The sequence below is a fragment of the Streptomyces zhihengii genome (genome assembly GCF_016919245.1).
Classification (GTDB): domain Bacteria; phylum Actinomycetota; class Actinomycetes; order Streptomycetales; family Streptomycetaceae; genus Streptomyces; species Streptomyces zhihengii.
Genome location: NZ_JAFEJA010000001.1, coordinates 1,695,023 through 1,720,839 on the forward strand (window position 1 = coordinate 1,695,023; position 25,817 = coordinate 1,720,839).

Genomic DNA, 25,817 nt, shown 5'->3' on the forward strand with positions numbered 1-25,817 from the left:
GGGCCGGTCCCAGCCCGTCCGGCGCTTGAGGACACGGCCGCAGGCCGTGCCGCGGCCACCGGCCCGCACGGCCCCGCGTGCGCGACCAGGTCCGGCGAGGCTGGACGTAGCCCCCCCGGGAGGAACCCCCGTCAGGCCGCCCCGTGCGCCGCGCAGGCGAACGCGGACGCCGACCGGGACGACCGCGCCGGAGCACTGCGCGCCGTCCGGCCGGTGATCTCCAGCGAGCCCTCGCCCGCCCACCGGCCCAGATACCCCGAGGACATCAGCGACCCCCGGTGGCCGACGGCCGGTTCACGGCAGCCGTCGCACAGCCGGTCGAAGGGAAGCGCCGCACCGGCGGCCCAGATCCGCCCCGTGGCGCCGGCCGGCACCGGACGGCCCTCCTCGTCGCGGACGGTCACCCGCACCCGGGGCACCGCGGATCCCGCGCCGGATCCGTCCGCGTGCGCCGAGGTGCAGTCGGCGGCCGTCCACGGCATCGCGCCGTCGCGCGGCGAGAACTCGGCCAGCAGCCGGGTGTACGGCAGCAGTTCGCGGTGGCGCGCCACCAGCCCGGCCGGCAGCGCGCCCCCGATCACCAGGGCCGTGCCCGGCGCGCCGGTCACCGCCCCTTCGAGGAACTCCGCGTACTCCTCGGGTCCGTACACCGCGGCCGCCCCCGCCTGGTCCCGGCCGGTGGCCGGAGCGGCGGGGCCGTTCAGCCGGCTTCCCGCGGAGATCGCCCACCACAGCGCGGCCAGGCCCAGCGCCCCGCCCGGCCGCCGGCCGGTCCGTACGCCCCGTCCGGGTCGTCCCGCGCGGCGCAGCCGGGCGCCGGTGGCGAGCAGCCAGGCGCGGTGGTCGACGAGATGGCCGACGCAACCGCCGCCCTCGGTGCGCTCCGTGAGGAGATAGGCGACGTCGTCCGGACCGGAGCGCGGCAGCGAGCCGTCGACCCGGACCGGGGCGATCCGCGCCCAGGTGCGCGCGTCGTCGAGCACCATGGCGTCCAGCGCCCAGCGCTCCCGGTGGACGCCGCTGCACAGCACCAGGGTGGCACCGCTCATCTCGGCGATACGGGCCGCGTCCCGCTCGCCGGCCCCGTCCGGCACCGGCACGCAGACGCCGCCCAGGGCCAGTACGGCGAGCTGCGCGACGAGGGACTGGGCGTGGTCGGCGGTGTGGACGAGCACCGGGTCGCCGAGCTGGACCCCGTAGCGGAGCATCACGGAGGCGAGCCGGCTCGCGTTCTCCCGGGCCGCGCCGTAGGTCAGGGGCCGGCCGCCGTCGGCAACGACCACTTCTGAGGGCCGCCGGGCGGCTGCGTGCGCGAACAGGCCGTCGACGGTGACGGGTTCGGCCGCCGTCCGCGACCGCTTCGCGGGGCGTCCGCCGCTGTCACCGCCGGTCTCCCGCCCACCGGTGCCGATCATGGTCACTGCGCTCACTCGGGCCCCCCAGGTACGGCGTGCACACGGGCGTCCCGGGATCGGAGACCGTCTCCGGCCCGGGTGCGAACAGTGTCACCGGGCGTCTCTGGGCAAGTTCTTGAGAGAATGTGCCGTCGCCGTGGGCGCCCCTGCCGGGGCCGGCTCAGGCGCCGCTGACCAGCCGGTCGATCGCCGCCGTGCCCGAGGTGTAGCCGGCCGTCATGGCCCGGACGAGACCGGTGCGCGCGGCCTGCGCGGGCGGGCCGGCCGCATCGGGGCACACCGGCTGCGGCTGTTGCGGGGGCACGGCGGGCTCCGGTGCCAGGGCGGCGGCCGGGACGAGACCGCGGGCGGCCGGCGGGCGCTCCACCGCCTGCGGGACGGCGGACGGCGGTCGCTCCACCGCCTGCGGGAGGTCCGGCGCGGGCACGCCCGGCGGGCCGGCCGGCACCTGGGCGAGCATCGGACGGGGCGCCTGGGGCGCGGGCGCGGGGGTGTGCACGGTCCGGCCGTAGAGCACCTGCTCCATCGCCGACACCAGACGGACGACATCGGCCTGCGGACGCACCACGAGCCGGACGAAGCGGCTGGAGCTGCCGATCTTGTTGCCGCACTCGCGCACCAGCACGCCGTGCTCGGTGAGCAGCCGGTCGCGCAGCAGTGCGCCGTCGACGCCGGCGGGGAGCCGTACATAGACGAAGTTGCCCTGCGAGGGATAGACGGTCAGACCGGGCAGGTGGGACAGGTACCGGATCATCTCGTGCCGGTCGCCGCGCACCCGGCGCAGACTCTCGGCGTACTCGTGACGGTGCTCCCGCAGCATGAAGACCACGGCCTCCGCGAAGGAGTTGAGGTTCCACTTCGGCAGCGCGCCGCGGATCAGGCCGGCCAGGCCGGGGTGGGCGACGAGGTAGCCGAAGCGCACCCCGTGCAGGCCGAAGTTCTTGCCGAGGCTGCGCAGCACGACGACGTTGGGCCGCAGCACGGCCTCGGCGGCCACGCTCGTCTCCTGGCCCTCGTCGGCGAATTCGAGGAACGACTCGTCGACGACGACCAGATCGAGGTCCTGGAGGCGGTCGAGGAGTCCGAGGACCTGCGGCTTGGACAGCAGCCCGCCGTCCGGGTTGTTGGGGTTGCAGACGACGGCGACGCGCGAGCCCCGGGACTCGACGAACCGCACGAACGCCTCCGGGTCGAGGGCGAAGCCGCGGGCCTCCGGCAGCAGCAGCATGTCCACCCGCTTGCCCGTCTCCATCGGCTGGTCCGTCCACCGGCCGAACGTGGGCACCGGCACGGCGAGCGACTCCCGCACCAGCAGATGGTCGATCCAGGTGATCAGCTCGGTGGAGCCGTTGCCCATGGCCACCGTCGCCGGGTTGAGGCCGAGCAGCCGGCAGAGTTCGGCCGTGACGGTCTCCGCGCTGCTCGGGTAGTACGTCAGGATCTCCCGCAGCCCGGCGCCCAGCCGGTCGAACATCGCGGGGGTCGGGAAGTACGGGTTGCAGGGGATGCAGAAGTCGGCGATCTCCCCCGCCTGCGCCCCGGTCGCCCTGGTGAGGGTGAAGTACGACGGGCTGTGCGCGGTGGACGCGCCGAACAGCGCGGTGACGTCGCTGCCTGCCACAAGGTGCCTCCCTGCCTGCCTGGCGGCGGGGTGCCCTCGCGCACCCCGCCGCCGACAGATACGCGCGGCACCGGCCCGGCGTTCACGCCTGCGCGCCGCCGTCCGGTGTCAGCAGGCGGCGCGTTCGGCGGCATCTCCGCACCGGCCGGGCCGCTCGGGGCCGCCCGGCCTGCGCCTGCCGTGCAGCAGCAGGTAGAAGCGCTCCAGGGACTCCGCGGGGCCGTGCTCGAAGCGCTTGACGACCTTGCCGAGCGGGTTCCAGACGCGGCCGTCCGGCATCCTGATGCCCACCGGCTGCCCGAAGAGCTCCCGCTCCCGCTCGTCGAGATCCACCCACCGCGCCCCCGCCCGCCGGACGACGACCTCCCCCGCGTACGCGCCGAGCCCCCGGAGCACCCCCTCCACGGCGGCCCGCTCCGAGGTGCTGCGTCTGAGTCCGTCGACGACGAAGTCCACCAGCCTGAGGCTGGCCACCGTGTAGTCCAGCGGCAGTCTGCTCCGCTCGCTCAACTCGGCGACGAACCCTGCGGCATACCCCTGCATGCCGTCGGCGCCCGGCAGCCGCGCTGCACGCCCTTCCTTCGACATCCGTACCTCCCGAACCTGCGGCCACGTCGACCACGCCCGTCCCAGCGGAACGGGGGCGGGAAGCGTCACGGGGCGCGCGGGTGTCGGTTCTCACAGCCCGGACGCCGCACCCCCGTACAACCATCACCCGCCCTCGCGCGTCCGCGCGCCCCCGGCCTCTCGGCCCCGGATGCGCGCACAGGGCCGGTGCGCCCCGGTGGCCCCGGCACCGCGCTGCGCACGGCGTCCTCAAACGCCGGACGGGCTGAAGTCGCCCCGCGCCTCGGGCCGCGTGCCTGCAGGCTGGTTATCAGCCTCGCCGGCGATTGAGGCGCGGGGTGCGGGGCAGAGCCCCGCCGGACCCGGATACACGCACAGGGCCGACGCGCCCCGGTGGCCCCGGCACAGCCTACGGCCGTGTCCTCAAACGCCGGACGGGCTTGGAGTCGCCCTGCGTCTCGGGCCGCGTGCCTGCAGGCTGGTTATCAGCCTCGCCGGCGATTGAGGCGCGGGGCGCGGGGCAGAGCCCCGCCGGACCCGGATACACGCACAGGGCCGACGCGCCCCGGTAGCCCCGGCACCGCGCCGCGCACGGCATCCTCAAACGCCGGACGGGCTGAAGTCGCCCGGTCCGGCCCACCCCCAGAGGGAACGCCGGTCGAACTGCAGTTGCCCACCTGAACACCCCCCAGAGGGAACGCCTGACAGGCTGGAGTTGCCCACCTCAACGCCCCCAGGGGCTTCAACGCTTCCCTCGCTTCGCCGGCCGCTCACGCCTCGGGGGCGAAGCCGGCGCGTCCGCGAGCAGGCGGGCGCAGTACGCGGCGATCTCCTCCGGGCCCCCCGCGGCCCGCGCCAGCCTCTCGTGCACGGGATGCTCCGGGTCCCGCGCCCACCCCGTGCCCTCGCGGCCCGCCCCGTACCGCCGGCAGTGCGCGAGGTCGTCCTTCGCGGTCGGCGGCCGCTCCCGGCCGCGCTCCGGGGTGGCGACGGGCGAGGGGCGGCCCGACGGAGCGGGATCGCTCCGTACGGACGGCGGCCCGGCAGGGAGCGTGCGCGGCGCGGGCGAGGGCGCCCGCGGGGAGGGTTCGGCGAACGGCACGGGAAGCGCACCCGCCGCCATCGCCACCCCGCCGAGCAGCACCCCGGCCGCCAGCGCGCCCGCCCCGGCCTTGAGCGCCCGCGCGGGCGGCAGTCGCCGCCGGGGGACGGGGGCGCGCCAGTCGTCCGGACCGCGGACGGGCTGCCCGAGGGCGCCCTCGTCACGGGCGGACCGGAAGGCGGCGAGCGCCCGCCCGGCGGGTCCGGGCGCCACGGGGCCGGGGCGGGCGGCGGCCAGGAGCAGCTCGTCGAGCGCGTCGGCGCCCGGCCCGGGCGCGGGTGCGGCGCCCGCCGCCTCGGGCCGCACGGGCTCCGCCGGCTCGGCCGGCTCGGCCGGCTCGGCCGATCGGTTTTCGGTCATCTCGCACCACCCAGCGCACGCCGGTCCGAATCTGTCACGGACCCCCCGGCCCGCAGCTCCGCGAGCTCCCTCTCCAGCCGTCGCAGACCCCGGTGGGCGGCGGACCGGACGGCTCCCTGCCGGGTGCCGAGCACCCGGGCGGCGGCCGGTCCGTCGAGCCCGATGACGGTCTGGAGCAGCACGGCCTCCGCCTGCCGGCGCGGCAGCCGGGCGATCAGCGCCAGGGCCGCGCGGGTGGACACGGTTTCGAGGACCTCCTGCTCGGTGTCCTGACGGGACGGCAGCCCTGTCAGGTCGACCTCCAGGAGGCTGCCGCGCGGCCGGCTCCCCACCCGCCGCAGATGATCGACGGCGCGGTGGCGCGCGATCTGGGCGGTCCATGCCCGGAAGCCGGCCCCGTCGCCGCGGAAGCGCCCGATGTCACGTGCGATTTCCAGCCAGGCATCGGAGGCGACGTCCTCGGCGTCGTCCCCGACGAGTCCGCGCAGGAAGTTGAGGAGGGGCGGATGCACGATCCGGTACGCGGTGGTGAAGGCCGCCTCGTCCCCCTGCTGGGCCCGCTCGACCGCCCGGCCGAGCTCCGTGTCGCGCTCCTGCGCGCGGCGCCTGATCCCCTCGGTGCGCGGCTCGGCGCGCGCCTCCCCCTTCCAGGGGCCGCGACGGCCGCGGTGCTCCGCCGGACCCGAGACGGACCGTCCGTCCCCCGCGCCACGGGACTCCGCCGACCCCGGCAAGGACCGCCCCTCCCCCGCCTCACCGGACTCCGCCGAATCCGGCAAGGACCGTCGGTCCCGGTGCTCCGCCGACCCCGGCAAGGACCGCCCCTCCCCCTCGCCACGGCGCTCCGCCGACCCCGGGGACGGACGATCCCGCCCGGTCTCCCGTTCGCCGGGATTCCCGCGCGTCCCCCCTGTCGGCACCGGCGCGCCCCTCCGTTCCCCTCGCTCTTCGTCCGCGGGCCCCCGGCTGCCGACCCCCTCGCCCGGCATCGGACCCGCACGGCATGCCCATGCCATGCAGCACCGCGGAATTCCCCCACACACCCTCAGCGTCAGCACCGACGGAAACGTCACTGATGACGGACGGCAGCACGAAGGCCGGACCCGCGCGGAGCGCGGATCCGGCCCGTGCCGGGGCAACCGGTGCCCCGTGTGCGTCAGTTGCCCGGTCGGTGGCCCAGGATCGGCGGCTCGGCGAGCCGTACGAGCTCCAGCGCCTGCTCGGGGAACCAGCCTCCCGCCGCGGGGTCGACCATGCCGCGCTCCGGGTCCTCGGGGCCCTGCGTACCGCGCAGGCACAGCCCGTCCGACTCACCGGGGATCTTGATCCACAGCTTGGCGTCGTACAGCGGGTCGCCGGTGTTCAGGGTCGGACGGTCGCCGAGGCCGCGCCCGGGCGGGTTGCACCAGTCCTGCGCGTCGGTGTACTTGCCGGGCGGCGGGGTCCAGGGTCCCAGTCCGTTGCGGCTGGTGTCCGTCACGAAGTGCTTCCGCTCCCCGAGGGGCGTGGTCACGTTCTCCTTCAGCCACGTCTCGGCGTCCGCCCGCGGCCAGTACTGGTTCGGGCAGGCCGCGGCCTCGCCGCCGTCCTGGACGTAGCCGATGCAGGACGAGATCAGCGTGCCGTACCAGTGACTGTCCTCCTCGGTGCGGTAGTTGGAGGCGTTGGTGAAGAACCCGGTGGCCTCGCCGACGCCCGCACGCAGCAGCCGGGGCACGATCGACTCGACGCCGTGCCAGCCGGGGTGGCCGGTGTCGAGGTAGACCTTGGTGCCGGCCAGCGGCTCCAGGCTGTCCACGGCGTAGCGCACCTCGTCGTAGCGGGCCGCCGTCTTCGTCCCCTGGGCGTCGTCCTGGCCGCAGTCGGCGGGAAGCAGCGCCAGCGAGTCGGGTTCGAGGACCACCATCGCCGGACGGTCGCCGATGCCCCGGGCCACGGCGTCGATCCACTCCTTGTACTCGGCGGTCGTGGAGGCCCCGCCGCCCGAGTAGTTGGAGCAGTCGCGGCCGGGCACGTTGTAGAGGGCGAACACCGGCGTCGTCCGCTTGCGGGCGGCGTCGCGGACGGTCCTGCGCGCCGACTCCTCCACCTCCGCCGGGCTCTGGTCGCCGTACCAGACGGCCTGGGGCGTGTGCGCCATCGCCACGATCCCGGCGGCGTCGGCGAGCCGCCCGGAACGCGCGAGGTCCAGTGCCTGGTCGTACGCCGCGGGGTTGGCCGGCGGGGTGTACAGGCGCGCGGCGGACGGACGCGCGGCCCCGTCCCCGGTGTGCCCGGCCGCGGCCGCCGGCACCGTGAGCAGCGCGGCGGCGAGTGCCGCGGCGGACACCAGGGGGGGGAGGGCTGTTCTTCGGCGCATGCTCAGGGCCCTTCGTGACGGCAGGACGGAGAGGACGGAGAGAACGGACATGGCGGAGAGGACGGACAGGGCGGAGCGCCGCCCCCGCGATCAGTTCATGGGAGCGCTCCCATGACACCCTGCCACGCGCGGGTGGCGGGCCGTCAAGAACCGTGCACAGGTTCACCGTGCACGGTTCCCGGCGAGCCGGGGCACCCCGGACGAAGCGGTCAGGCCACCGAGCCGATGCGCCCGGCGACCGGGCCCGGCCCGTCATGGTGGATCGGGGTGTGCGCGCCCGTCAGGGAGACGCCCGAGCCACCGCGCCGGACGGCGACGATCTCGGCGCCGATGGACAGCGCGGTCTCCTCCGGGGTGCGCGCCCCCAGGTCGAGACCGATCGGCGAGTGCAGGCGGGCCAGTTCGATCTCGGTGACGCCCACCTCGCGCAGCCGCCGGTTGCGGTCCTCGTGGGTGCGGCGGGAGCCCATCGCGCCGACGTATGCGACCGGCAGCCGCAGCGCCCGCTCCAGCAGCGGGACGTCGAACTTGGCGTCGTGGGTGAGCACGCACAGGACCGTGCGGCCGTCGGTCGCGGTGGAATCCAGGTAGCGGTGGGGCCAATCGACGACGACCTCGTCCGCCTCCGGGAAGCGGGCCGCGGTGGCGAAGACGGGCCGCGCGTCGCACACGGTGACCCGGTAGCCGAGGAACTTGCCCACGCGCACCAGCGCCGCGGCGAAGTCGATCGCGCCGAAGACGATCATGCGCGGGGCGGGGACGCTCGACTCGACGAAGAGGGTGAGCGGCTGCCCGCAGCGCGAGCCGTCCTCACCGATGACGACCGTCCCGGTGCGCCCGGCGTCCAGCAGGGCGGCCGCCTCCGCGGCCGCGGTCCGGTCGAGTTCGGGGTGGCCGCCGAGCGTCCCGTCGTACGTCCCGTCGGGGCGTACCAGCAGGGCCCGGCCGGCCAGCGCGGCCGGACCGTCGGTGAGCCGGGCCAGCGCGGCGGCCTCCCCGCGTGCGGCGGCGGCGAGCCCGGCGGCGAACACCTCGCGCCAGGGCGCGTCGACGCCGACCGGGACGACCAGGACGTCGAGGACCCCGCCGCAGGTCAGCCCCACGGCGAAGGCGTCCTCGTCGCTGTACCCGAAGCGCTCGGCGACGGTGTCGCCGCTCTCCAGCGCCTGCCGGCACAGGTCGTAGACCGCGCCCTCCACACAGCCGCCCGAGACCGAGCCGATCGCCGTGCCGTCGGCGTCGACGGCGAGCGCGGCCCCGGGCTGCCGGGGCGCGCTGCCCCCGACGCCGACGACGGTGGCGACGGCGAACGAACGGCCCTGCCCGACCCACCGGTCCAGCTCTTCGGCGATGTCCAGCATGTCGGTCTCCTTGATGACGAAGCGGTGCGGAGGGCGGGCCCCGGCCCGAGGGCCGGCAGGCTACGCGACGCCCAGCCAGCCCTCGATGGGGCTGAGGGCGAAATAGGCCACGAAGACGGCGGTCAGCACCCACATCAGCCAGCCGACCTCGCGGACCTTGCCCTGGACGGTCTTGATGAGCACGTGGGAGATGACACCGGCCGCGATGCCCGCGGTGATGGAGTACGTGAAGGGCATCAGGACGGTCGTCAGGAAGACCGGGATCGAGGTGGCCTGGTCGGTCCAGTCGATGTGGCGGGCGTTGGCCAGCATCATCGAGCCGATGACGACGAGGGCCGCGGCGGCGACCTGCGACGGGATGAGCTGGGCGAGCGGGGTGAAGAAGAGGCACAGCGTGAAGGCGAGTCCGGTGACCACACTGGCGAAGCCGGTGCGCGCGCCGTCGCCGACGCCGGCGGTGGACTCGATGAAGACGGTCTGCCCGGACGCGCCGGCGAAGCCGCCGATCGCGCCGCCCGCGCCGTCCACGGCGAGGGCGCGGTTCAGGCCGGGCATCCGGCCCTTGTCGTCGGCGAGGCCGGCCTGCTGGCCGATGCCGATGATGGTGCCCATGGCGTCGAAGAAGCCGGCCAGCACCAGGGTGAAGACGATGACGCCGACGGTGATGCCGCCGATGTCGCCGATGCCGCTGAACGAGACGGAGCCGAGGAGCCCGAAGTCGGGCGCGCTGACCGGCGAACCGCTGAGCTCCGGCGCGTTCAGTCCGCCCCAGGCGGCCCGGTCGAGGCCCGCGAGCTGGTGGACGACCGCCGCGAAGACGGTGCCGCCGACGATGCCGATGAGGATGGCGCCCGGCACCTTGCGGACCTGGAGGGCGAAGATCAGCAGCACGGTGACCGCGAAGCAGAGGACCGGCCAGCCGGTGAGCATGTCGTGGGTGCCGAGCTGGATGGGCTTGGCGCCGGCGACACCGCCGGGACCGGGCATCGAGGTGACGAAGCCGGCCGAGACGAGACCGATCAGGCACACGAAGAGGCCGATGCCCATGGTGATGGCGTGCTTGAGCGCCAGCGGAATGGCGTTCATGATCAGCTCGCGCAGGCCGGTGACCACCAGCAGCACGATGACCAGTCCGTAGATGACGCACATCCCCATCGCGTTCTCCCAGGTCATCTCGGGCGCGACCTGGAAGGCGATGACCGCGGAGACGCTGAGTCCCGCGGCGAGGGCCAGCGGCACATTGCCGATGAGCCCCATGACGATCGTGGTGGCCGCCGCGGCGAACGCGGTGGCGGTGGTGAGCTGGTCGCCGTCGAGCCGGGCGCCGGTGGCGTCGGGGACCGACAGGATGACCGGGTTGAGCAGGATGATGTACGCCATCGCCATGAAGGTGGTGATGCCGCCGCGCACTTCTCGACCGATGGTCGATCCGCGCCGGGTGATGTGGAAATACCGGTCGAGCCAGGATCTTCCGGCGGGCTGGCGTGTGCCGGCTCCGGCGTCTTCCGCCGTCGTCCGCGGCTCGGTGGACTGCTGGGTCATGGGCCTACTCCCAAGGTTCACAGGGGCACCCGCCGTGGAGACTGGAGATGGCGGGATTTGGGAAGGTGCTTCGGCTGCACGACCCGGGGGACGGCCCGAGATGAACGTGCTCTGCGGGATGGTGCGGGGTACTGCGTGGGGGTGGTGGTACGGCCGCGAGCGGTGCGGCACAGGGGTCTCCGGGCGGTGCGGGCACGGTGGAGGAAGGTGACGTTCCTCGGAGGCATGGCGCACACCGCCCGGAGAGTCTCGGAGACCTGATCAGGTGCCGGTGAGGTGCTCGGGGCGCACCGGCGTCCTGTTCAGTTCCAGTCCGGTCGCGTTCCGGATCGCCGCGAGGACGGCCGGGGTGGACGACAGGGTGGGGGCCTCGCCGAGACCGCGCAGCCCGTAGGGGGCGTGCTCGTCGGCGAGTTCGAGCACGTCGACCGGGATGGTCGGCGTGTCGAGGATGGTGGGGATCAGGTAGTCCGTGAAGGACGGGTTCCTGACCTTGGCCGTCTTCGGGTCGACGATGATCTCCTCCATGACGGCGACACCCAGCCCCTGGGTGGTGCCGCCCTGGATCTGGCCGACCACGGACAGCGGGTTGAGCGCCTTGCCGACGTCCTGGGCGCAGGCGAGCTCGATCACCTTCACCAGGCCGAGCTCGGTGTCCACCTCCACCACCGCGCGGTGCGCGGCGAAGGAGTACTGGACGTGTCCGTTGCCCTGTCCGGTCCGCAGGTCGAAGGGCTCGGTGGGGCGGTGCCGCCACTCGGCCTCGATCTCGACGGCGTCGTCCTCCAGCACGTCGACCAGGTCGGCGAGGACCTCGCCGCCGTCGGTGACGACCTTGCCGCCCTCCAGCAGGAGTTCGGCGGTCGCCCAGGCCGGGTGGTAGGAGCCGAACCGGCGGCGCCCGAGTTCCAGGACCTTCTCGCGGACCAGCTCGCAGGAGTTCTTCACCGCGCCGCCGGTGACGTACGTCTGCCGGGAGGCCGAGGTGGAGCCCGCCGAACCGACCTGGGTGTCGGCCGGGTTGATGGTCACCTGGGTGACCCCGAGCTCGGTGCGGGCGATCTGCGCGTGGACGGTGATGCCGCCCTGGCCGACCTCCGCCATCGCGGTGTGCACGGTGGCCACCGGCTCGCCGGCGATCACCTCCATGCGCACCTTGGCGGTGGAGTAGTCGTCGAAGCCCTCGGAGAAGCCGACGTTCTTGATGCCGACCGCGTAGCCGACGCCGCGGACGACGCCCTCGCCGTGGGTGGTGTTGGACAGACCGCCCGGCAGGGCCCGTACGTCGGCGCCCGCGGTGGTCTCCCACTGGCGCTCGGGCGGCAGCGGGCGCGCCTTGACGCGGCGCAGCAGTTCGGCGACCGGGGCCGGGGAGTCGACCGGCTGCCCGGTCGGCAGCAGGGTGCCCTGCTCCATGGCGTTGAGCTGGCGGAAGGCGACCGGGTCCATGTCGAGGGCCTTGGCGAGCTTGTCCATCTGCGCCTCGTAGGCGAAGCACGCCTGGACCGCGCCGAAGCCGCGCATGGCGCCGCAGGGCGGGTTGTTGGTGTAGAGGGCGATCGCCTCGATGTCGACGTCCTCGACGACGTACGGGCCGACCGAGAGCGAGGAGGCGTTGCCGACGACCGCCGGGGAGGCGGAGGCGTAGGCGCCGCCGTCCAGGACGATGCGGCACCGCATGTGGGTGAGCTTGCCGTCCCTGGTCGCGCCGTGCTCGTACCAGAGCTTCGCCGGGTGGCGGTGCACATGCCCGAAGAAGGACTCGAAGCGGTTGTAGACGATCTTGACCGGCTTGCCGGTGCGCAGCGCCAGCAGGCAGGCGTGGATCTGCATCGACAGGTCCTCGCGGCCGCCGAAGGCGCCGCCGACGCCGGAGAGCGTCATCCGCACCTTCTCCTCGGGCAGGCCGAGGACGGGCGCGATCTGGCGCAGGTCGGAGTGGAGCCACTGGGTGGCCACGTAGAGGTCGACGCCGCCGTCCTCGGCGGGCACGGCCAGACCGGACTCGGGGCCGAGGAACGCCTGGTCCTGCATGCCGAAGACGTACTCGCCCGAGACGATCACGTCGGCGCGCTTCGCCGCCTCGGCGGCGTCGCCGCGGACGATGGGCTGGCGGTGCACGATGTTCGGGTGCGCCACATGGCCGGCGTGGTGGTCGTCGCGGCCGGGGTGCAGCAGCGGGGCGCCGGGCGCGGTCGCGGACGCCTCGTCGGTGACGACGGGCAGTTCGCGGTACTCGACCTTGATCTTGGCCGCGGCGCGGCGCGCGGTCTCCGGGTGGTCGGCGGCGACCAGGGCCACCGGCTCGCCGTGGTGGCGCACGACACCGTTGGCGAGGACGGGGGTGTCCTGGATCTCCAGGCCGTAGTTCTTCACCTCGGTCGGCAGGTCGTCGTAGGTGAGGACCGCGTAGACGCCGGCCTGGGCGAGGGCCTCGGAGGTGTCGATGGAGACGATCTCGGCGTGGGCCACGGTGGAGCGCAGGATCTGGCCCCAGAGCATGTCCTCGTGCCACATGTCGGAGGAGTACGCGAACTCGCCGGTGACCTTGAGGGTGCCGTCGGGGCGGAGCGTGGACTCGCCGATGCCGCCCCGGGTGCGGGAGCCCTGGGTGACGGTGGTGGGCGTGCCCGCGGGGGCGGACGCGGCCCGGGTGTGCTGTGTCATCGTCAGACCGTCGCTTCCTCGTGTCCCTGGCGGGCGGCCGCGAGGCGGACGGCGTCCAGGATCTTCTCGTAGCCGGTGCAGCGGCACAGGTTGCCGGAGAGCGCCTCGCGGATGTCCTCGTCGGACGGCGAGGGGTTGCGCTCCAGCATCTCGTCGGCGGCGACCAGCAGGCCGGGCGTGCAGAAGCCGCACTGCACGGCGCCGGCGTCGATGAACGCCTGCTGGACCGGGGAGAGTTCGGTGCCCTCGCCGGTCTGCGAGTCGGTGCCCTGCGCGCTCCAGCCCTGGGCGTCCTGGAGGCTGGTGCCGCAGGCGCCGGAGGCGCAGCCGCCGTGCTCGGCGCGCTGCCTGGCGTAGTCGGCGAGCCCTTCGACGGTGACGACCTCGCGGCCCTCGGCCTGCCCGGCGGCGACCAGGCAGGAACAGACCGGCACGCCGTCCAGGCGGACCGTGCAGGAGCCGCATTCGCCCTGCTCGCAGGCGTTCTTGGAGCCGGGCAGCCCGAGGCGCTCGCGCAGGACGTAGAGCAGGCTCTCGCCCTCCCAGACGTCGTCCGCTTCCTGGCGGCGTCCGTTGACGGTGAAGTTGACGCGCATGACTATGCAGCTCCTTCCAGCGTGCGGGCGGTGCCGCGGTACTGCTCCCAGGTCCAGCCCAGCGTGCGGCGGGCCATGATGCCGACCGCGTGGCGGCGGTACTTCGCGGTACCGCGCACGTCGTCGATCGGGTTGCACGCGCCGGAGGCGAGCTCCGCGAACTGCTTGGCGACCGACGGGGTGATGATCTTGCCGCTCTCCCAGAAGCCGCCCTCGTCCAGCGCTGCGTTCAGGAACTCCTCGGCCTCCTTCGCGCGCACCGGGGTGGGCGCTGCGGAGCCGATGCCGGTGCGCACCGTGCGGGTCTCGGGGTGCAGCGCGAGACCGAAGGCGCACACCGCGATCACCATGGCGTTGCGGGTGCCGACCTTCGAGTACTGCTGGGGTCCGTCGGCCTTCTTGATGTGCACGGCGCGGATCAGCTCGTCGGGGGCGAGCGCGTTGCGCTTGACTCCGGTGTAGAACTCGTCGATGGGGATCATGCGCGTGCCGCGCACCGACGCGGCCTCGACCTCGGCGCCCGCGGCGAGCAGGGCCGGGTGGGCGTCACCGGCCGGGGACGCGGTGCCGAGGTTGCCGCCGACGCCGCCGCGGTTGCGGATCTGCGGGGAGGCGACCGTGTGCGAGGCCAGCGCGAGCCCGGGGAGCTCGGCGCGGAGGTTCTCCATGATCGCGGTGTAGGGCACGGATGCCCCCAGCCGGACGCTCTCGCTCCCGACCTCCCATTCGGTGAGCTCGCCGATGCGGTTCAGGTCCATGAGGTACTCGGGCCGGCGGTGGTCGAAGTTGATCTCGACCATCACATCGGTGCCACCCGCGAGGGGGACGGCTGTGGGGTGCTCGGCCTTCGCGGCGAGCGCCTCCTCCCAGCTTGCGGGGCGAAGGAAGTCCATGAGTGGCTCTCTTCTTCTTGATCGTGTGACCGGGGTCCGTCGCAACGGGCCCGGGACGGCCGGCCCTCGACTGGAGTGTTCACGTGGTGTTCATGCGATGTGGTCCAGTACACAAGGCGTGATCGGCCGGGTGCAGTCACTGAAGACATGAAGGAGTTGGCTGGTCGCCTCCCTCGTCTTGTAGATTCGAACGAAAAGCGGAGATCAGCAACCTCACCGTTTCCCCCTGGAAACCCTGGCCACGGATTTCCGCTCCGTACCCGGCAACAACGAGACAGATCGGCGGCGACGAGATGCGGCTGCGCGCACTGCTGGAGAACGACGCGCTGGGCCTGCGGCTGCTCGGCGGCGAGGACGAGCTGGACCGCGGGGTGCGCGGCGTGATGACCACCGACCTCAAGGACCCGAGCCGCTACCTCTCCGGCGGGGAACTGGTGCTGACCGGCCTGGCCTGGCGGCGCGCCGCCGAGGACTCCGAGCCGTTCGTGCGCATCCTCGCGGGCGCCCAGGTGGCCGGACTCGCCGCGGGCGAGGCGGAGCTCGGGGACATCCCCGACGATCTTGTCGAGGCGTGTTCTCGCCACCGGCTCCCGCTGTTCGCGGTGAACGAGTCCGTTGCGTTCGCGACGATCACCGAGTACGTCGTGCGGCAGGTGTCCGGGGAGCGCGCCGGTGACCTCGCCGCGGTCGTCGACAGGCACAGGAGGCTGATGACCTCGGGCCCGGCGGGCGGCGGACCGGACGCGGTCCTGGACCTCCTCGGCTCCGACCTCGACCTGCGGGCCTGGGTGCTCTCCCCCACCGGCCGCCGGATCGCCGGCGCCGGCGGCGCGCCCGGCGGGCTGCCCGCGACGACCGGCGCGCTCCTCGCGGGCGAGCACCTGGCCGCCGTGCGCACGGGCCGGCGGGCCCCGCACCGGGTGGTGGCCGACGGCGCCACCTACTCCCTCTTCCCGATCCGGAACACCGGACGGGGCGCGGTCCCGGCCTCCCGCGACGTGCGCGAGAGCGTGCTGTCGGACTGGCTGCTCGCCGTCGAGGCGGACGCCGGGGACTGGCCGGCCGCCCGGCTCGACCTCCTCCAGGGCGTCACCCAGCTCATCGCCGTCGAACGCGACCGCCGGGAGGCGGCGCGCACGGTGCGCCGCCGGCTCGCCCAGGAGGTCCTGGAGCTCGTCCAGACGGGCGCGGCGCCCGCGGAGATCGCCGCCCGGCTGCGGGTCGCCGCCCCCGTGCTGCTCCCCGGCCTGGGCACCGCACCCCACTGGCAGGTGGTGGTCGCCCGCGTCGAGTGGGGCGCGGACACCGAGGTCGAGTCCGGCCCGGTGGCCCAGTCGCTGCTGGAGGAGATCCTCGTCGACCCGGCGGCGACCGGCCCGGAGTCGGCCGACCGGATCGCCGTCGCCCACAGCGGCGACGAGGCCATCGCCCTGGTGCCGCTGCCCGCGCTCGGCCCGCTGGGCGACGAGGACGAGGAGGCGGCTCCCCTGGACGAGGGGCTGCACGCCGACGCCCTGCTGGAGTCCGTCCGCCTCCCGCTGTCGGCGGGCCTCGCCGACGACGGGCGCCTGACCCTCGGCGTCAGCGCCGCGGTGCACTCGGCGGAGGGGCTGCGCGGGGCGCTGGAGGAGGCCCGCCACGCCCGCCGGGTCGCGGCGGCGCGCCCCGGCCGGGTCTGCGCGGCGGGCCACCACGAGCTCGCCTCGCACGTCCTGCTGCTGCCCTTCGTCCCCGACGACGTCCGCCGCGCCTTCACGGCCCGCCTGCTGGACCCGCTGCGCGACTACGACCGCCGCCACCGCGCGGAGCTGATCCCCACCCTGGAGGCCTTCCTCGACTCCGACGGCTCCTGGACGCGGTGCGCCTCCCGGCTCCACCTCCACGTGAACACCCTCCGCTACCGCGTCGGCCGCATCGAACAGCTCACCGGCCGCGACCTGTCCCGCCTGGAGGACAAGCTCGACTTCTTCCTCGCCCTCCGCATGAGCTGACCCCCGCCCTTCCACCCCGTCCGGGCATCCGGGCCGTCCGGGTGTCCCAGCCCGTCCGGCGCTTGAGGACACCGCGCGCAGCGCGGTCCTGCGACCACCGCCCCGCAGGGCCGCACGGCGCCGCCCCACCCCATCCCAGCCCGTCCGGCGCTCGAGGACACCGCGCGCAGCGCGGTCCTGCGACCACCGCCCCGCAGACTGCCGCCGCCCCGCACCGCCCCGCCGGTGGCACGGCACGGCCTCCGGCCGTGTCCTCGAGCGCCGGACGGGCCGAGTTGCCCCCGCGTCCACCCCCACCCCGACGCTCTCACCGCCCACCCTGCGCATATGGCCGTACTCCCCGTGTGGACGCGCCCCGCCGCGCGCGCCGCGAAGGCGCCCCCGTGCGACCGGCGGCCCCCGCCGCCCTCACCCGTGCGGGTGACGGTGGAATCCGTCCGGTTGACGCCCGGCCACCCCCGCGACCGCGCCCCGCGCGGGCACCCCCGAGCGTGCGGGCACCGCGGAACGAAGGGGGACATCCGGCTCCACCGCCCCCCGGCGACGACATCGGCGGCGACCCGGTCCACCGCCGAAAGATTGTGAACTGATTCACTCGACCCCTTGGCCCGGCGCGCCCATCCATGCTGAGATTCCGTTCTGACTCGACAGCTCAATGGCGTGCTAGGGGAGGGCAAGTGGCGCATACCGCCATGTCTGGTTCGGGAACCACAGCAGGTGACGATCCACTCCAGACCGCGGTATGGCGGCTGCGTTCGCGCGGCTGTTGGACCGACGCGGCGGCCCTGCTCGCGCCCCGCGGCGCGGAGCCCGCGGCGGCCCTGGAACGGGCCGGACTGCTGGTCGAGCGCTGCCTGTTCACCTGCGAGGGCTGGCCCGAGGCCGAGGACGCGCTGCGCACCGCCGAGGCGGTGGCACGCGACGACGAGGAACGCGGCGGCGCCGCCAGCGAACGCGGGCGCCTCGCCTACGCGGCGACCCGCCTCGGTGTGCGGGACCGCGCCGACGAGGCCCGCTCGGCGCTCGGCCGCGCGGCCGCGCTGCTCTCCCCCACCTCCCCGCGCCGGCCCCTGCTGGACTTCCGCCGCGGGCTGCTCGCCGAGCACATCGCCGACGCCCCGCAGGCCGCGCGCGCCGCGTACGAGCGGGCGCACGCCGGAGCCGGCGCGCACGCGGACCCGCTGCTGCTGTCCTTCACCTCGCAGCAGCTCGCCGGACTCGCCCTGCGCGAGGGCGAGTTGGCCATCGCCCGGCAGGGCTTCGCCGAATGCCTGCGCATCCGCGAGGAGCTGGGCTATCTGATCGGGACCGCGCCGGCGCTCGCCGGGCTCGCCGACTGCGAGTCGGAACCGGAGGCCGGGCGGCTCCGCGCGGAGGCACACCGGCTGTTCCGGCTGCTCGGCGGCGTGCCGGTGTGGCTGGGCGCCCAGCTCGCCCCGGCCGTGCCCGCCCAGTCGCCGCCGGTACGGCCCGAGCCCGCCGCGCAGTGAGGACCCGCCGCAGGGAGGGCGACGTCCCGGAGCCGCGCTCGCGGTGGGACGAGATCACCACCGGCCTGTGGATGGGCGGCCATGTCTGGTCGGACGGGCGGCAGCGGCACCAGGACGTGGTGGTGGACCGCGAGTTCGACGTGGTGATCAGCCTCTGGACGCGGTCGGGCCACGGCCCGGGCACCGGGGTGGAGCACCATGTGGCGCCCATCCCGGACGACTGGCTCACCGCGGGCGAGATCGACAGCGTGCGCCGCCTCGCGGTGGTGGCGGCCGACGCCGTGCGCGCGGGCCGCAAGGTACTGGTGCGGTGCTACTCGGGCTACAACCGCTCGGGCCTGCTGGCCGCCCAGACCCTGATCGAACTCGGCCACGACGGCGACGGCGCCATCGACCGCGTGCGGCAGCGGCGTTCGCCCTGGGCCCTGCACAACGCGGCCTTCGAGCAGTACCTGTTGACGGGCCTGGACGTGGCGTCCCTGCTGTCCGGGCTCGAACCGCCGCCCTGACCCCGCCCCGGCGGCGCGGAGCCCCGCGTCCGCTCAGCCGAACAGGCCGAGGATCCGTCCGGGCGCGAGCAGCAGGAGCACCGCCGCGACAACGGCCAGGATCCACAGGAACGCCCGCAGCCCCCCGCCGCGACGGCGGGCCGGTGCCGCCGTCCAGCTCCGCCAGGCGGCGGGCCTGGCCCGGACGGGCCTGCCGCGCCGGACGAGCCTGCGCACCCGGCCCTGCCGGCGCGCCTCCTCCTCGTCGGCCCGCCTCAGCCGTTCGGTCACCATGCGCGCCCGGGCGGAGGGCTCCTTGGGGGCGTGCAGCCGGGCCGGCCCCTCGCTGTCGATCTGGAACCTGGCCCACTCCTCGTCGGATATGGGCCGCTGCGGTCCGCCGGGCAGCTCTCCGCTCATCAACTTCCCCCTGGTGTCGCACGCTTGCCGAACAGCTCGGACAGGGTAGTCGACCTCTGGCCATGGGGCGCCGGGGAGTGACGCCCCGCCGTCCGGCCCGGCTCGCCGGACCGGACGGCGGGCCTCACCGGGGGCGCAGGACCACCAGCGTCTCGTCCGTGCCCACGGCGAGCGCGCCGTCCGGGGTGAGCGCCACGGCGCGGACGGCCGGGCCGGGCCGGAAGGACAGCGGCGGACGGCCCCGGCCCGGGCGGTGGAGCCGGACGAGACCGTCCGCCCAGGCCATGGCGACGGCGGGGCCGCCGGGGGTGTCGGCCGTGTGCACCGCCACCACCGGGTGCGGCCGCTCGGCCACCGTGCGGGGGCCCCTCCGGCGTCCGGGCCGCCAGCGGCGCACGGCCCCGTCCGCCCCGCCGCTCACCACCAGCGGCGGCTCCTCGCGCCCGGCCGCCGCCAGGGCGGTGACCCGGCCGCGGTGCGACGCCTCCTGGTGCAGTCCGGCGGGGCCGAAGAGATGCACCGACCCGGCCCGGTCACCGACGGCCACCGCCCCCGCGGCGGCGGCGAGCGCGGTGCCGGGGTGGGCGGCCAGCGTCGAGGCCACCGCCTCGGTGAGCGCGGAACCGGGGCCGTGGGCGCGCAGCCGGCCGCGTTCGTCGAGCAGCAGCAGGGTGGTGTCGGGCATGGCGGCGACGGCCCTGATCCGGGCGCCGGTCGCCACGGTCACCGGGCGGGCGGCGTCGAGGCCGTGCACGGTGCCGCCGCGGTCGGCGACGAGCAGCCGCCCCGCGTGGACGGTCGCCGCCACCACCGGTGCCACGTCCTCGCGCACGGCGTCCACCGTCCAGGGCTCCGCCTCCGCCAGCCGGGCGAGCGCGGCGCGGGTCCCCGGGTGCGTGCCGGGCGGCAGGGCGGCGAGCAGCACGAGGGCGCGCGCGCCGGGCGCCTGCTCGCGGACCAGCGCCTGGCCAGCGCGCAGCCACGCGGTCCGCAGTCCTCCGTGGTCGTCGTCGCCGCTCTCGTAGGCGGCGGTGACCCGTTGCGGGTCGCCCGCGCAGACGGACGCGGCGTCCGCCGGGTCGACGGCGCCGGCCTCCCCGGCGTCCGGTGCCGTGTCGATGCGCACCGGACTCCGGCCGAACTCGCCCAGCACGGCGGCGAGTTCCGCCACCGCGGCCGGGTCGGCGCCCGGCAGCACCAGCCGCGCGCGGCGCGGCGGCGCGCCGCTCAGCAGCGCCGACCGCAGTTCCGCGGGTGTGCCGGCCACCACGCCGAGCTGGTTGGCCGCCGCCCAGACCGTGCCCCGCATCCCGCCCCCGTGTCCTGTCCCGGCCCGCGCCGGTCCGCCCCCGCCGGTCCCGCCCGCTCCGTCGTCCTGTCGCCCCATCGGCCCGCCCGCCGGCCCTCCGTCAGACCTCGGCGCCGGCGAAGTGCTCGCGGACGAGCGACTGGACCACCGGCAGGTCCTGGGCGATCAGCGCCTCCAGCAGCGCGGTGTGCTCGGCCGCGTCCGCGACGAGCACGGCCCGGTCGGACACCTGGCCCGGCGTCCTCGCCCCCGCGGCGCGGGTCATGGGCCACTGCGAGCGGCGGTGGAGGTCGTCGGCGACGGTGAGGAGCTGCCGGTTGCCGGCGAGCGCGAGGACGGCGTGGTGGAAGGCCCGGTCCGCGTCGGCGTAGGCGGCCCGGTCGCCGGTCGCGGCCGCACGGACCGTCGCGTCGGCCTGCGGCCGCAGGGCGGCCCACCGGTCGGCGGGCACGGTACGGGCGAGCCGCAGCATCACCGGCACCTCGATCAGCGCCCGCACCTCGGCGAGCTCGGCCAGCTCGCGGGCCGTGCGCACACAGACCCGGAAGCCCCGGTTGGGCACGACCTCGACCGCGCCCTCGACGGCGAGCTGCTGCATGGCCTCGCGGACGGGGGTCGCCGAGACGCCGAAGCGCTCGCCGAGCGCCGGGGCGGAGTAGACCCGGCCGGGGATCATGTCGCCGTCGACGAGCGCGGCGCGCAGGGCGTCGAGCACCTGGACGCGCACCGAGTGCCGCCGCACGGGACCGGGCCCCTCGTCGCACCCGTCGTCCGTGCCGTCGCGGCCGTCGGGGCGGTACCCGCCCTGGTACGGGACGCGTACGGAGGCGTGCGGCTGCCGCACGGCGGCGTCACGCGCGCCTGCCTGCTCCACCAGGTGCCTCCCGAGGCCGGTACGGACCGGCTCGGTGCCCCTGTGGCCGGTACGGACCCGGATGGCGTGCACCGGGTCCCCCGTGCACGATAGGCGGGCGGGGCCGCAGTTCAAACACCGTGATGATCGGGTAAGGTAAGGCTAACCTGCTAACGATCGCGATTCGGTGGTCCCCGGCATGACCGTTCCCGCTCTGCTCCCCGGCCTCGGCTCCCCCGTCGGCACGGCCTACGCACGCCTGGCCGAGGTCTTCGCCGGGCTGAGCGTCACGGAGCTCGGTGCCGGCGATCCGGCCCCCTCGGGCGACGGCTGGGTCCTCGCGGGCGATCTCGCCGCCGGCGGCCCCGCCCTCGACGCGTTCCTCGCCTGGGACGACGCGCAGGTGCGGCGCGACTACGGCCGCCCCGGCCGTCCGGACGTGATCGCCAGCTTCGGCCTCCACCGCTACGCCTGGTCCGCCTGCCTGCTCGTCACCGTCCCCTGGTTCCTGACCCGCCGCGTCCCCCGCCTGCCGGCCGGCTCGGTCTCCTTCCAGCGCGAGCGGGGCCGGATGGCGGTCCGGGTGGACGGCTTCGCCTGCCTGCCGGACGACCCGGCGGCGGGCCTGCCCGGCGCCCGGGTCGTGGACGGCGAGGAGTCGCTGCGCGCCGAGGTCCGCGCGGCGGTGGCCGAGCACCTCGGCCCCGTCCTCGCGGCCTTCGGCCCGCGGATGCGGCGGCGGGGCCGCGCGCTGTGGGGCATGGCGACCGACGAGGTCGTCGAGGGCCTGTGGTACGTCGCCCACCTGCTGGGCGAGGAGCGGCGGGCCGTCACCGAGCTGGAGCTGCTGTTCCCCGGCACGACGGCCCCGTACGTCGGCACGGCCGGCTTCCGCGAGATCGCCGTCCCGGACGGCGACCCGCTGCCGACCCGCGACCGCGCGAGCTGCTGCATGTTCTACACGCTGCGCCCCGAGGACACCTGCGCCACCTGCCCGCGCACCTGCGACGCGGACCGGGTCGAGCGCCTGCGCCGCGACGCCTGACACCTCCCGGCACCCCGGGTCCGGCCGCACCGGAGCCCCACCGCCCGCGCACGCCGCCGCGCGGCGCCCCGCCCTCCGCCGATCCACGCCACCCTTTCGGGCGAATCGGCCCCGAACACAACTCCCGCCCATCGCATGGGCGTTCGGCCGAATCGTACCTATTCGTGCCCCGAACGACCCCGTTGGCGTTCTCTTGCCCCGAAACCCCCGTGGGCCCCTCACCCGGTCGGACACTATGGCCGCCGAACCGCCGACCGCGATGCAAGGGACACCGCATGAGACTGACCGACATATCGCTGGACTGGCTGCTTCCCGGCTGCGTGCTGCTCCTGGGAGTGCTGGCGGCGGTTGCGGTCCTCGCGCGCGGCAAGCGCGCCGGGGCGAAGGCCGCGGCCGACGACTCCTGGGAACGCAGCGAGGAACGCCGCAGACGCAAGGAAGCCGTCTACGGAACCGCCTCCTACGTGCTGCTGTTCTGCTGCGCCGCGGTCGCCGCCGCGCTCTCCTTCCACGGCCTGGTGGGCTTCGGACGGCAGAACCTCAATCTCTCCGGCGGCTGGGAGTACCTGGTCCCCTTCGGCCTCGACGGCGCCGCGATGTTCTGCTCCGTCCTCGCCGTGCGGGAGGCCAGCCACGGCGACGCGGCCCTCGGGTCGCGGCTGCTGGTGTGGACGTTCGCCGGCGCGGCAGCCTGGTTCAACTGGGTGCACGCGCCGCGCGGCCTCGGCCACGCGGGCGCCCCGCAGTTCTTCGCGGGGATGTCCCTGTCGGCGGCGGTGCTCTTCGACCGCGCGCTGAAGCAGACCCGCCGCGCCGCCCTGCGGGAACAGGGCCTGGTGCCCCGTCCGCTGCCGCAGATCCGGATCGTGCGCTGGCTCAGGGCGCCCCGGGAGACGTTCGCCGCCTGGTCGCTGATGCTGCTGGAGGGCGTGCGCACCCTGGACGAGGCCGTCGACGAGGTGCGCGAGGACCGCCGGGAGAAGGAGCAGAACCGGCTGCGCCGCCGCGACCACGAGAAGCTGGAGCGCGCCCGGCTCAAGGCGTACAACCGGCAGCACCGGGCCTGGGGGATCGGCCGGGCGAACCGGCCGGCCCAGCTCCCCGCGCTCGGACCGGCGGCCCCCGCCCAGGGGCAGGTGCCGTCACCGGCAACTTCGGTGGAGACGGCGGGCTCCGTCGTGGAGCCCGCCATAGCCGAGCCGGGTCAGCTCCCCGGGCGCTCCCGGCCCCCCTTGCAGGCCGTCCGGCCGAAAGGCGGTCATGAGCCCGTGACGGTCGACCTGACGGCCGAGGACGACACCCAGACGCTGCCGCGTCTCGACTCCCTCGAACAGAAGCTCAAGGACCTGGAGCAGCAGTTCGGCTGAGTCGACCCCACGCGGGGGCGGCCGGCCCCGGTCAGGCCGCCTCCGCGTGCAGTTCGAACCAGACCACCTTCCCCACACCCTGCGCGGTGCGCACACCCCAGGCGTCCGCGAGGCTCTCGACGAGGACCAGCCCCCTGCCCGACGTACCGAGGTCGGCGTTCGGTACGTCGGGCACGGGGAGTCCCGCCACGAAGTCCCGGACCTCCACGTGCAGGCGCGAGTCCTCGACGGTGGCGGTGACCACCGCCCCGTGGTCGGTGTGGATCAGCGCGTTCGTCACCAGTTCGCTCGCGAGCAGTTCGGCCACCCCCGCGGCGTCGCCGCCGTCGTCGTCCGGCGCCCGGAGGCCCGGCTCGGGCCACTTGTCGAGGAGGTCGCGTAACGCGTGGCGCACCTCGGGCACCGCGGTGAGGTCGCCGCTGCCGAGTCTGCGGTGGAGCCGTCCCCGCACTCCGGCGCCCCCGTGACGTCCAGTCATCATCCCCCCACTCGGCACCGGCCCCCGGCCCGTGTCCGTCGATGGTCCGCAAACGTTCACGGGATGCATGCCCCACAGCGGCGGCACCACTCATGACGCGGCGGATCGGCCGGGCCGCCCCGGCCGGCCGTCCGCCTCCGGTCAGGGGCGCGGCACGTTGCGCAGGTTGGACCGGGCCATCTGGAGCATCCTGCCGACTCCGCCGTCCAGCACCACCTTGCTCGCGGAGAGCGCGAAGCCGGTGACCATCTCGGCGCTGATCTTCGGCGGGATGGACAGGGCGTTCGGGTCGGTGACCACGTCGACGAGCGCGGGCCCCTTGTGCCGGAAGGCGTCCCGGAGCGCGCCGGCCAGGTGCTTCGGCTTCTCCACCCGGACGCCGTAGGCGCCGGCCGCGCGGGCCACGGCGGCGAAGTCGGGGTTGTGGTTGGACGTGCCGAAGGACGGCAGCCCGCCGACCATCATCTCCAACTCGACCATGGACAGCGAGGAGTTGTTGAACAGCACGATCTTCACCGGCAGGTCGTACTGGACGAGGGTGAGGAAGTCCCCCATCAGCATGGTGAATCCGCCGTCCCCGGACATCGACACCACCTGCCGGCCCCGGTCGGTGAACTGTGCGCCGATCGCCTGCGGCAGCGCGTTCGCCATCGACCCGTGGGTGAACGAACCGATGATCCGGCGGCGGCCGTTGGGCGAGATGTAGCGCGCGGCCCAGACGTTGCACATACCGGTGTCGACGGTGAACACGGCGTCGTCGTCGGCGACCTCGTCCAGCACGGAGGCGACGTACTCGGGGTGGATGGGCGTGCGCTTCTCCACCTTGCGGGTGTACGCCTTGACCACGCCCTCCAGCGCCTCCGCGTGCTTCTTCAGCATCCTGTCGAGGAAGCGGCGGTCGGTCTTCGGACGCACCCGCGGGATCAGGCACCGCAGCGTCTCGCGCACATCGCCCCACACGGCGAGGTCCAGCTTGGAACGCCGCCCGAGATGCTCGGGCCGCACGTCGACCTGCGCGATCTTCACGTCGTCCGGCAGGAAGGCGTTGTACGGGAAGTCCGTGCCGAGCAGGATCAGCAGATCGCAGGCGTGGGTGGCCTCGTAGGCGGCGCCGTAGCCGAGCAGTCCGCTCATACCGACGTCGTAGGGATTGTCGTACTGGATCCACTCCTTGCCGCGGAGCGCATGTCCGACGGGCGACTTGATGCGCTCCGCGAACTGCATGACCTCGGCATGCGCGCCCGCGGTGCCGCTGCCGCAGAACAGGGTGACGCGATCGGCCTCGTCGATCATGGCGACCAGCTTGTCGATCTCGGTGTCGCCCGGCCGGACCGTGGGGCGGCTGGTGACCAGCGCGTGCTCGATCGTCCGCTCGGGCGCCGGCCGGTCCGCGACGTCGCCGGGGAGCGTCACCACGCTCACCCCGCTGCGGCCCACCGCGTGCTGCACCGCCGTCTGGAGGAGGCGGGGCATCTGCTGGGGGCTGGAGATCATCTCGCAGTAGTGGCTGCACTCGCGGAAGAGCAGTTCCGGATGGGTCTCCTGGAAGTAGCCGAGGCCGATCTCCGACGAGGGGATGTGGGAGGCGAGCGCGAGCACCGGGGCCATGGAGCGGTGCGCGTCGTACAGACCGTTGATGAGGTGCAGATTGCCGGGGCCGCAGGAGCCGGCGCAGGCGGCGAGCCTGCCGGTGAGCTGGGCCTCGGCGCCCGCGGCGAAGGCGGCGGTCTCCTCGTGCCGGACCTGGATCCACTCGATGCCGGAGGTGCGGCGGACGGCGTCGACGACCGGGTTGAGGCTGTCGCCGACGACTCCGTACAGCCGCTGCACCCCCGCCCGCACGAGGATGTCGACGAACTGCTCGGCCACCTTCTGCTTCGCCATGGGTTGCGC

The 25,817-nt window shown here is 74.8% G+C and carries 21 protein-coding genes; 5 read left to right on the forward strand and 16 right to left on the reverse strand.

Annotation, left to right across the window (positions count from 1 at the left end):
- Positions 1-131: 131 nt before the first annotated feature.
- From JE024_RS07030 to JE024_RS07080, 11 genes are all read right to left on the reverse strand, one after another.
- A complete protein-coding gene (locus JE024_RS07030) occupies positions 132-1,430 on the reverse strand; it encodes an AMP-binding protein (RefSeq protein ID WP_205372769.1) in 1,299 nt (432 codons plus the stop codon).
- Between the two features lie 145 nt (positions 1,431-1,575).
- Entirely contained in the window at positions 1,576-3,036 is a 1,461-nt protein-coding gene (locus tag JE024_RS07035; protein WP_205372770.1) for a pyridoxal phosphate-dependent aminotransferase, read from the reverse strand.
- Between the two features lie 108 nt (positions 3,037-3,144).
- The gene (locus JE024_RS07040) at positions 3,145-3,624 is read right to left on the reverse strand and encodes a hypothetical protein (protein WP_244882651.1); all 480 of its coding nucleotides are present in this window, start codon (positions 3,622-3,624) and stop codon (positions 3,145-3,147) included.
- 721 nt (positions 3,625-4,345) lie between these two features.
- Complete coding sequence (locus JE024_RS07045) at positions 4,346-5,065, reverse strand: hypothetical protein (protein ID WP_205372771.1); 720 nt, start codon at positions 5,063-5,065, stop codon at positions 4,346-4,348.
- On the reverse strand, positions 5,062-5,676 hold the full coding sequence (locus tag JE024_RS40960; protein ID WP_244883136.1) for an RNA polymerase sigma factor: 615 nt from the start codon (positions 5,674-5,676) through the stop codon (positions 5,062-5,064). Before JE024_RS40960 ends, JE024_RS07045 begins: the two co-directional genes overlap by 4 nt.
- Before the next feature lie 545 nt (positions 5,677-6,221).
- Positions 6,222-7,475: a glycoside hydrolase family 6 protein gene (locus JE024_RS07055; RefSeq protein ID WP_244882653.1), complete on the reverse strand. Its 1,254-nt coding sequence runs from the start codon at positions 7,473-7,475 to the stop codon at positions 6,222-6,224.
- 158 nt (positions 7,476-7,633) lie between these two features.
- On the reverse strand, positions 7,634-8,785 hold the full coding sequence (locus JE024_RS07060; protein WP_205372773.1) for an XdhC family protein: 1,152 nt from the start codon (positions 8,783-8,785) through the stop codon (positions 7,634-7,636).
- 60 nt (positions 8,786-8,845) lie between these two features.
- Positions 8,846-10,327, reverse strand: coding sequence for an NCS2 family permease (locus JE024_RS07065; protein WP_205372774.1), 1,482 nt, complete (start codon positions 10,325-10,327; stop codon positions 8,846-8,848).
- Between the two features lie 261 nt (positions 10,328-10,588).
- Entirely contained in the window at positions 10,589-12,994 is a 2,406-nt protein-coding gene (locus JE024_RS07070) for a xanthine dehydrogenase family protein molybdopterin-binding subunit (RefSeq protein ID WP_205372775.1), read from the reverse strand.
- 2 nt (positions 12,995-12,996) lie between these two features.
- Complete coding sequence (locus JE024_RS07075; RefSeq protein WP_205372776.1) at positions 12,997-13,590, reverse strand: (2Fe-2S)-binding protein; 594 nt, start codon at positions 13,588-13,590, stop codon at positions 12,997-12,999.
- Positions 13,591-13,592: 2 nt separating this feature from the next.
- The gene (locus tag JE024_RS07080) at positions 13,593-14,483 is read right to left on the reverse strand and encodes an FAD binding domain-containing protein (RefSeq protein ID WP_205372777.1); all 891 of its coding nucleotides are present in this window, start codon (positions 14,481-14,483) and stop codon (positions 13,593-13,595) included.
- A 293-nt stretch (positions 14,484-14,776) separates the two neighbouring features.
- Between JE024_RS07080 and JE024_RS07085 the strand changes: the two genes are divergently transcribed.
- From JE024_RS07085 to JE024_RS07095, 3 genes are all read left to right on the forward strand, one after another.
- Positions 14,777-16,474: a PucR family transcriptional regulator gene (locus JE024_RS07085; RefSeq protein WP_205372778.1), complete on the forward strand. Its 1,698-nt coding sequence runs from the start codon at positions 14,777-14,779 to the stop codon at positions 16,472-16,474.
- A 692-nt stretch (positions 16,475-17,166) separates the two neighbouring features.
- Positions 17,167-17,964 carry a hypothetical protein gene (locus JE024_RS07090; RefSeq protein WP_205372779.1) on the forward strand — a complete coding sequence of 266 codons (798 nt, stop codon included), beginning with the start codon at positions 17,167-17,169 and terminating at the stop codon, positions 17,962-17,964.
- A complete protein-coding gene (locus tag JE024_RS07095; protein ID WP_205372780.1) occupies positions 17,961-18,473 on the forward strand; it encodes a protein-tyrosine phosphatase family protein in 513 nt (170 codons plus the stop codon). The genes JE024_RS07090 and JE024_RS07095 overlap by 4 nt, the downstream gene beginning before the upstream one ends.
- Positions 18,474-18,506: 33 nt before the next feature.
- Here the strand turns inward: JE024_RS07095 and JE024_RS07100 are convergent, their stop codons facing one another.
- The 3 genes from JE024_RS07100 to JE024_RS07110 all read right to left on the reverse strand — a co-directional run bounded on the left by JE024_RS07100 (position 18,507) and on the right by JE024_RS07110 (position 21,055).
- The gene (locus JE024_RS07100; protein ID WP_205372781.1) at positions 18,507-18,872 is read right to left on the reverse strand and encodes a hypothetical protein; all 366 of its coding nucleotides are present in this window, start codon (positions 18,870-18,872) and stop codon (positions 18,507-18,509) included.
- A gap of 124 nt (positions 18,873-18,996) precedes the next feature.
- Positions 18,997-20,181, reverse strand: a complete 1,185-nt coding sequence (locus tag JE024_RS07105; RefSeq protein ID WP_205372782.1) for a WD40 repeat domain-containing protein — start codon at positions 20,179-20,181, stop codon at positions 18,997-18,999.
- 100 nt (positions 20,182-20,281) lie between these two features.
- Positions 20,282-21,055 (reverse strand): GntR family transcriptional regulator, encoded by a 774-nt coding sequence (locus JE024_RS07110; RefSeq protein WP_205372783.1) that lies wholly within the window; start codon positions 21,053-21,055, stop codon positions 20,282-20,284.
- Positions 21,056-21,233: 178 nt separating this feature from the next.
- Here JE024_RS07110 and JE024_RS07115 point away from each other — a divergent pair, with 178 nt between their 5' ends.
- On the forward strand, positions 21,234-22,079 hold the full coding sequence (locus tag JE024_RS07115; RefSeq protein ID WP_205372784.1) for a (2Fe-2S)-binding protein: 846 nt from the start codon (positions 21,234-21,236) through the stop codon (positions 22,077-22,079).
- A gap of 275 nt (positions 22,080-22,354) precedes the next feature.
- Entirely contained in the window at positions 22,355-23,446 is a 1,092-nt protein-coding gene (locus JE024_RS07120; RefSeq protein WP_205372785.1) for a DUF2637 domain-containing protein, read from the forward strand.
- A gap of 31 nt (positions 23,447-23,477) precedes the next feature.
- Here the strand turns inward: JE024_RS07120 and JE024_RS07125 are convergent, their stop codons facing one another.
- Both JE024_RS07125 and JE024_RS07130 read right to left on the reverse strand, forming a co-directional pair.
- A complete protein-coding gene (locus tag JE024_RS07125) occupies positions 23,478-23,924 on the reverse strand; it encodes an ATP-binding protein (RefSeq protein WP_205376421.1) in 447 nt (148 codons plus the stop codon).
- Between the two features lie 141 nt (positions 23,925-24,065).
- A complete protein-coding gene (locus JE024_RS07130) occupies positions 24,066-25,808 on the reverse strand; it encodes a pyruvate dehydrogenase (RefSeq protein WP_205372786.1) in 1,743 nt (580 codons plus the stop codon).
- Between the last annotated feature and the right edge of the window lie 9 nt (positions 25,809-25,817).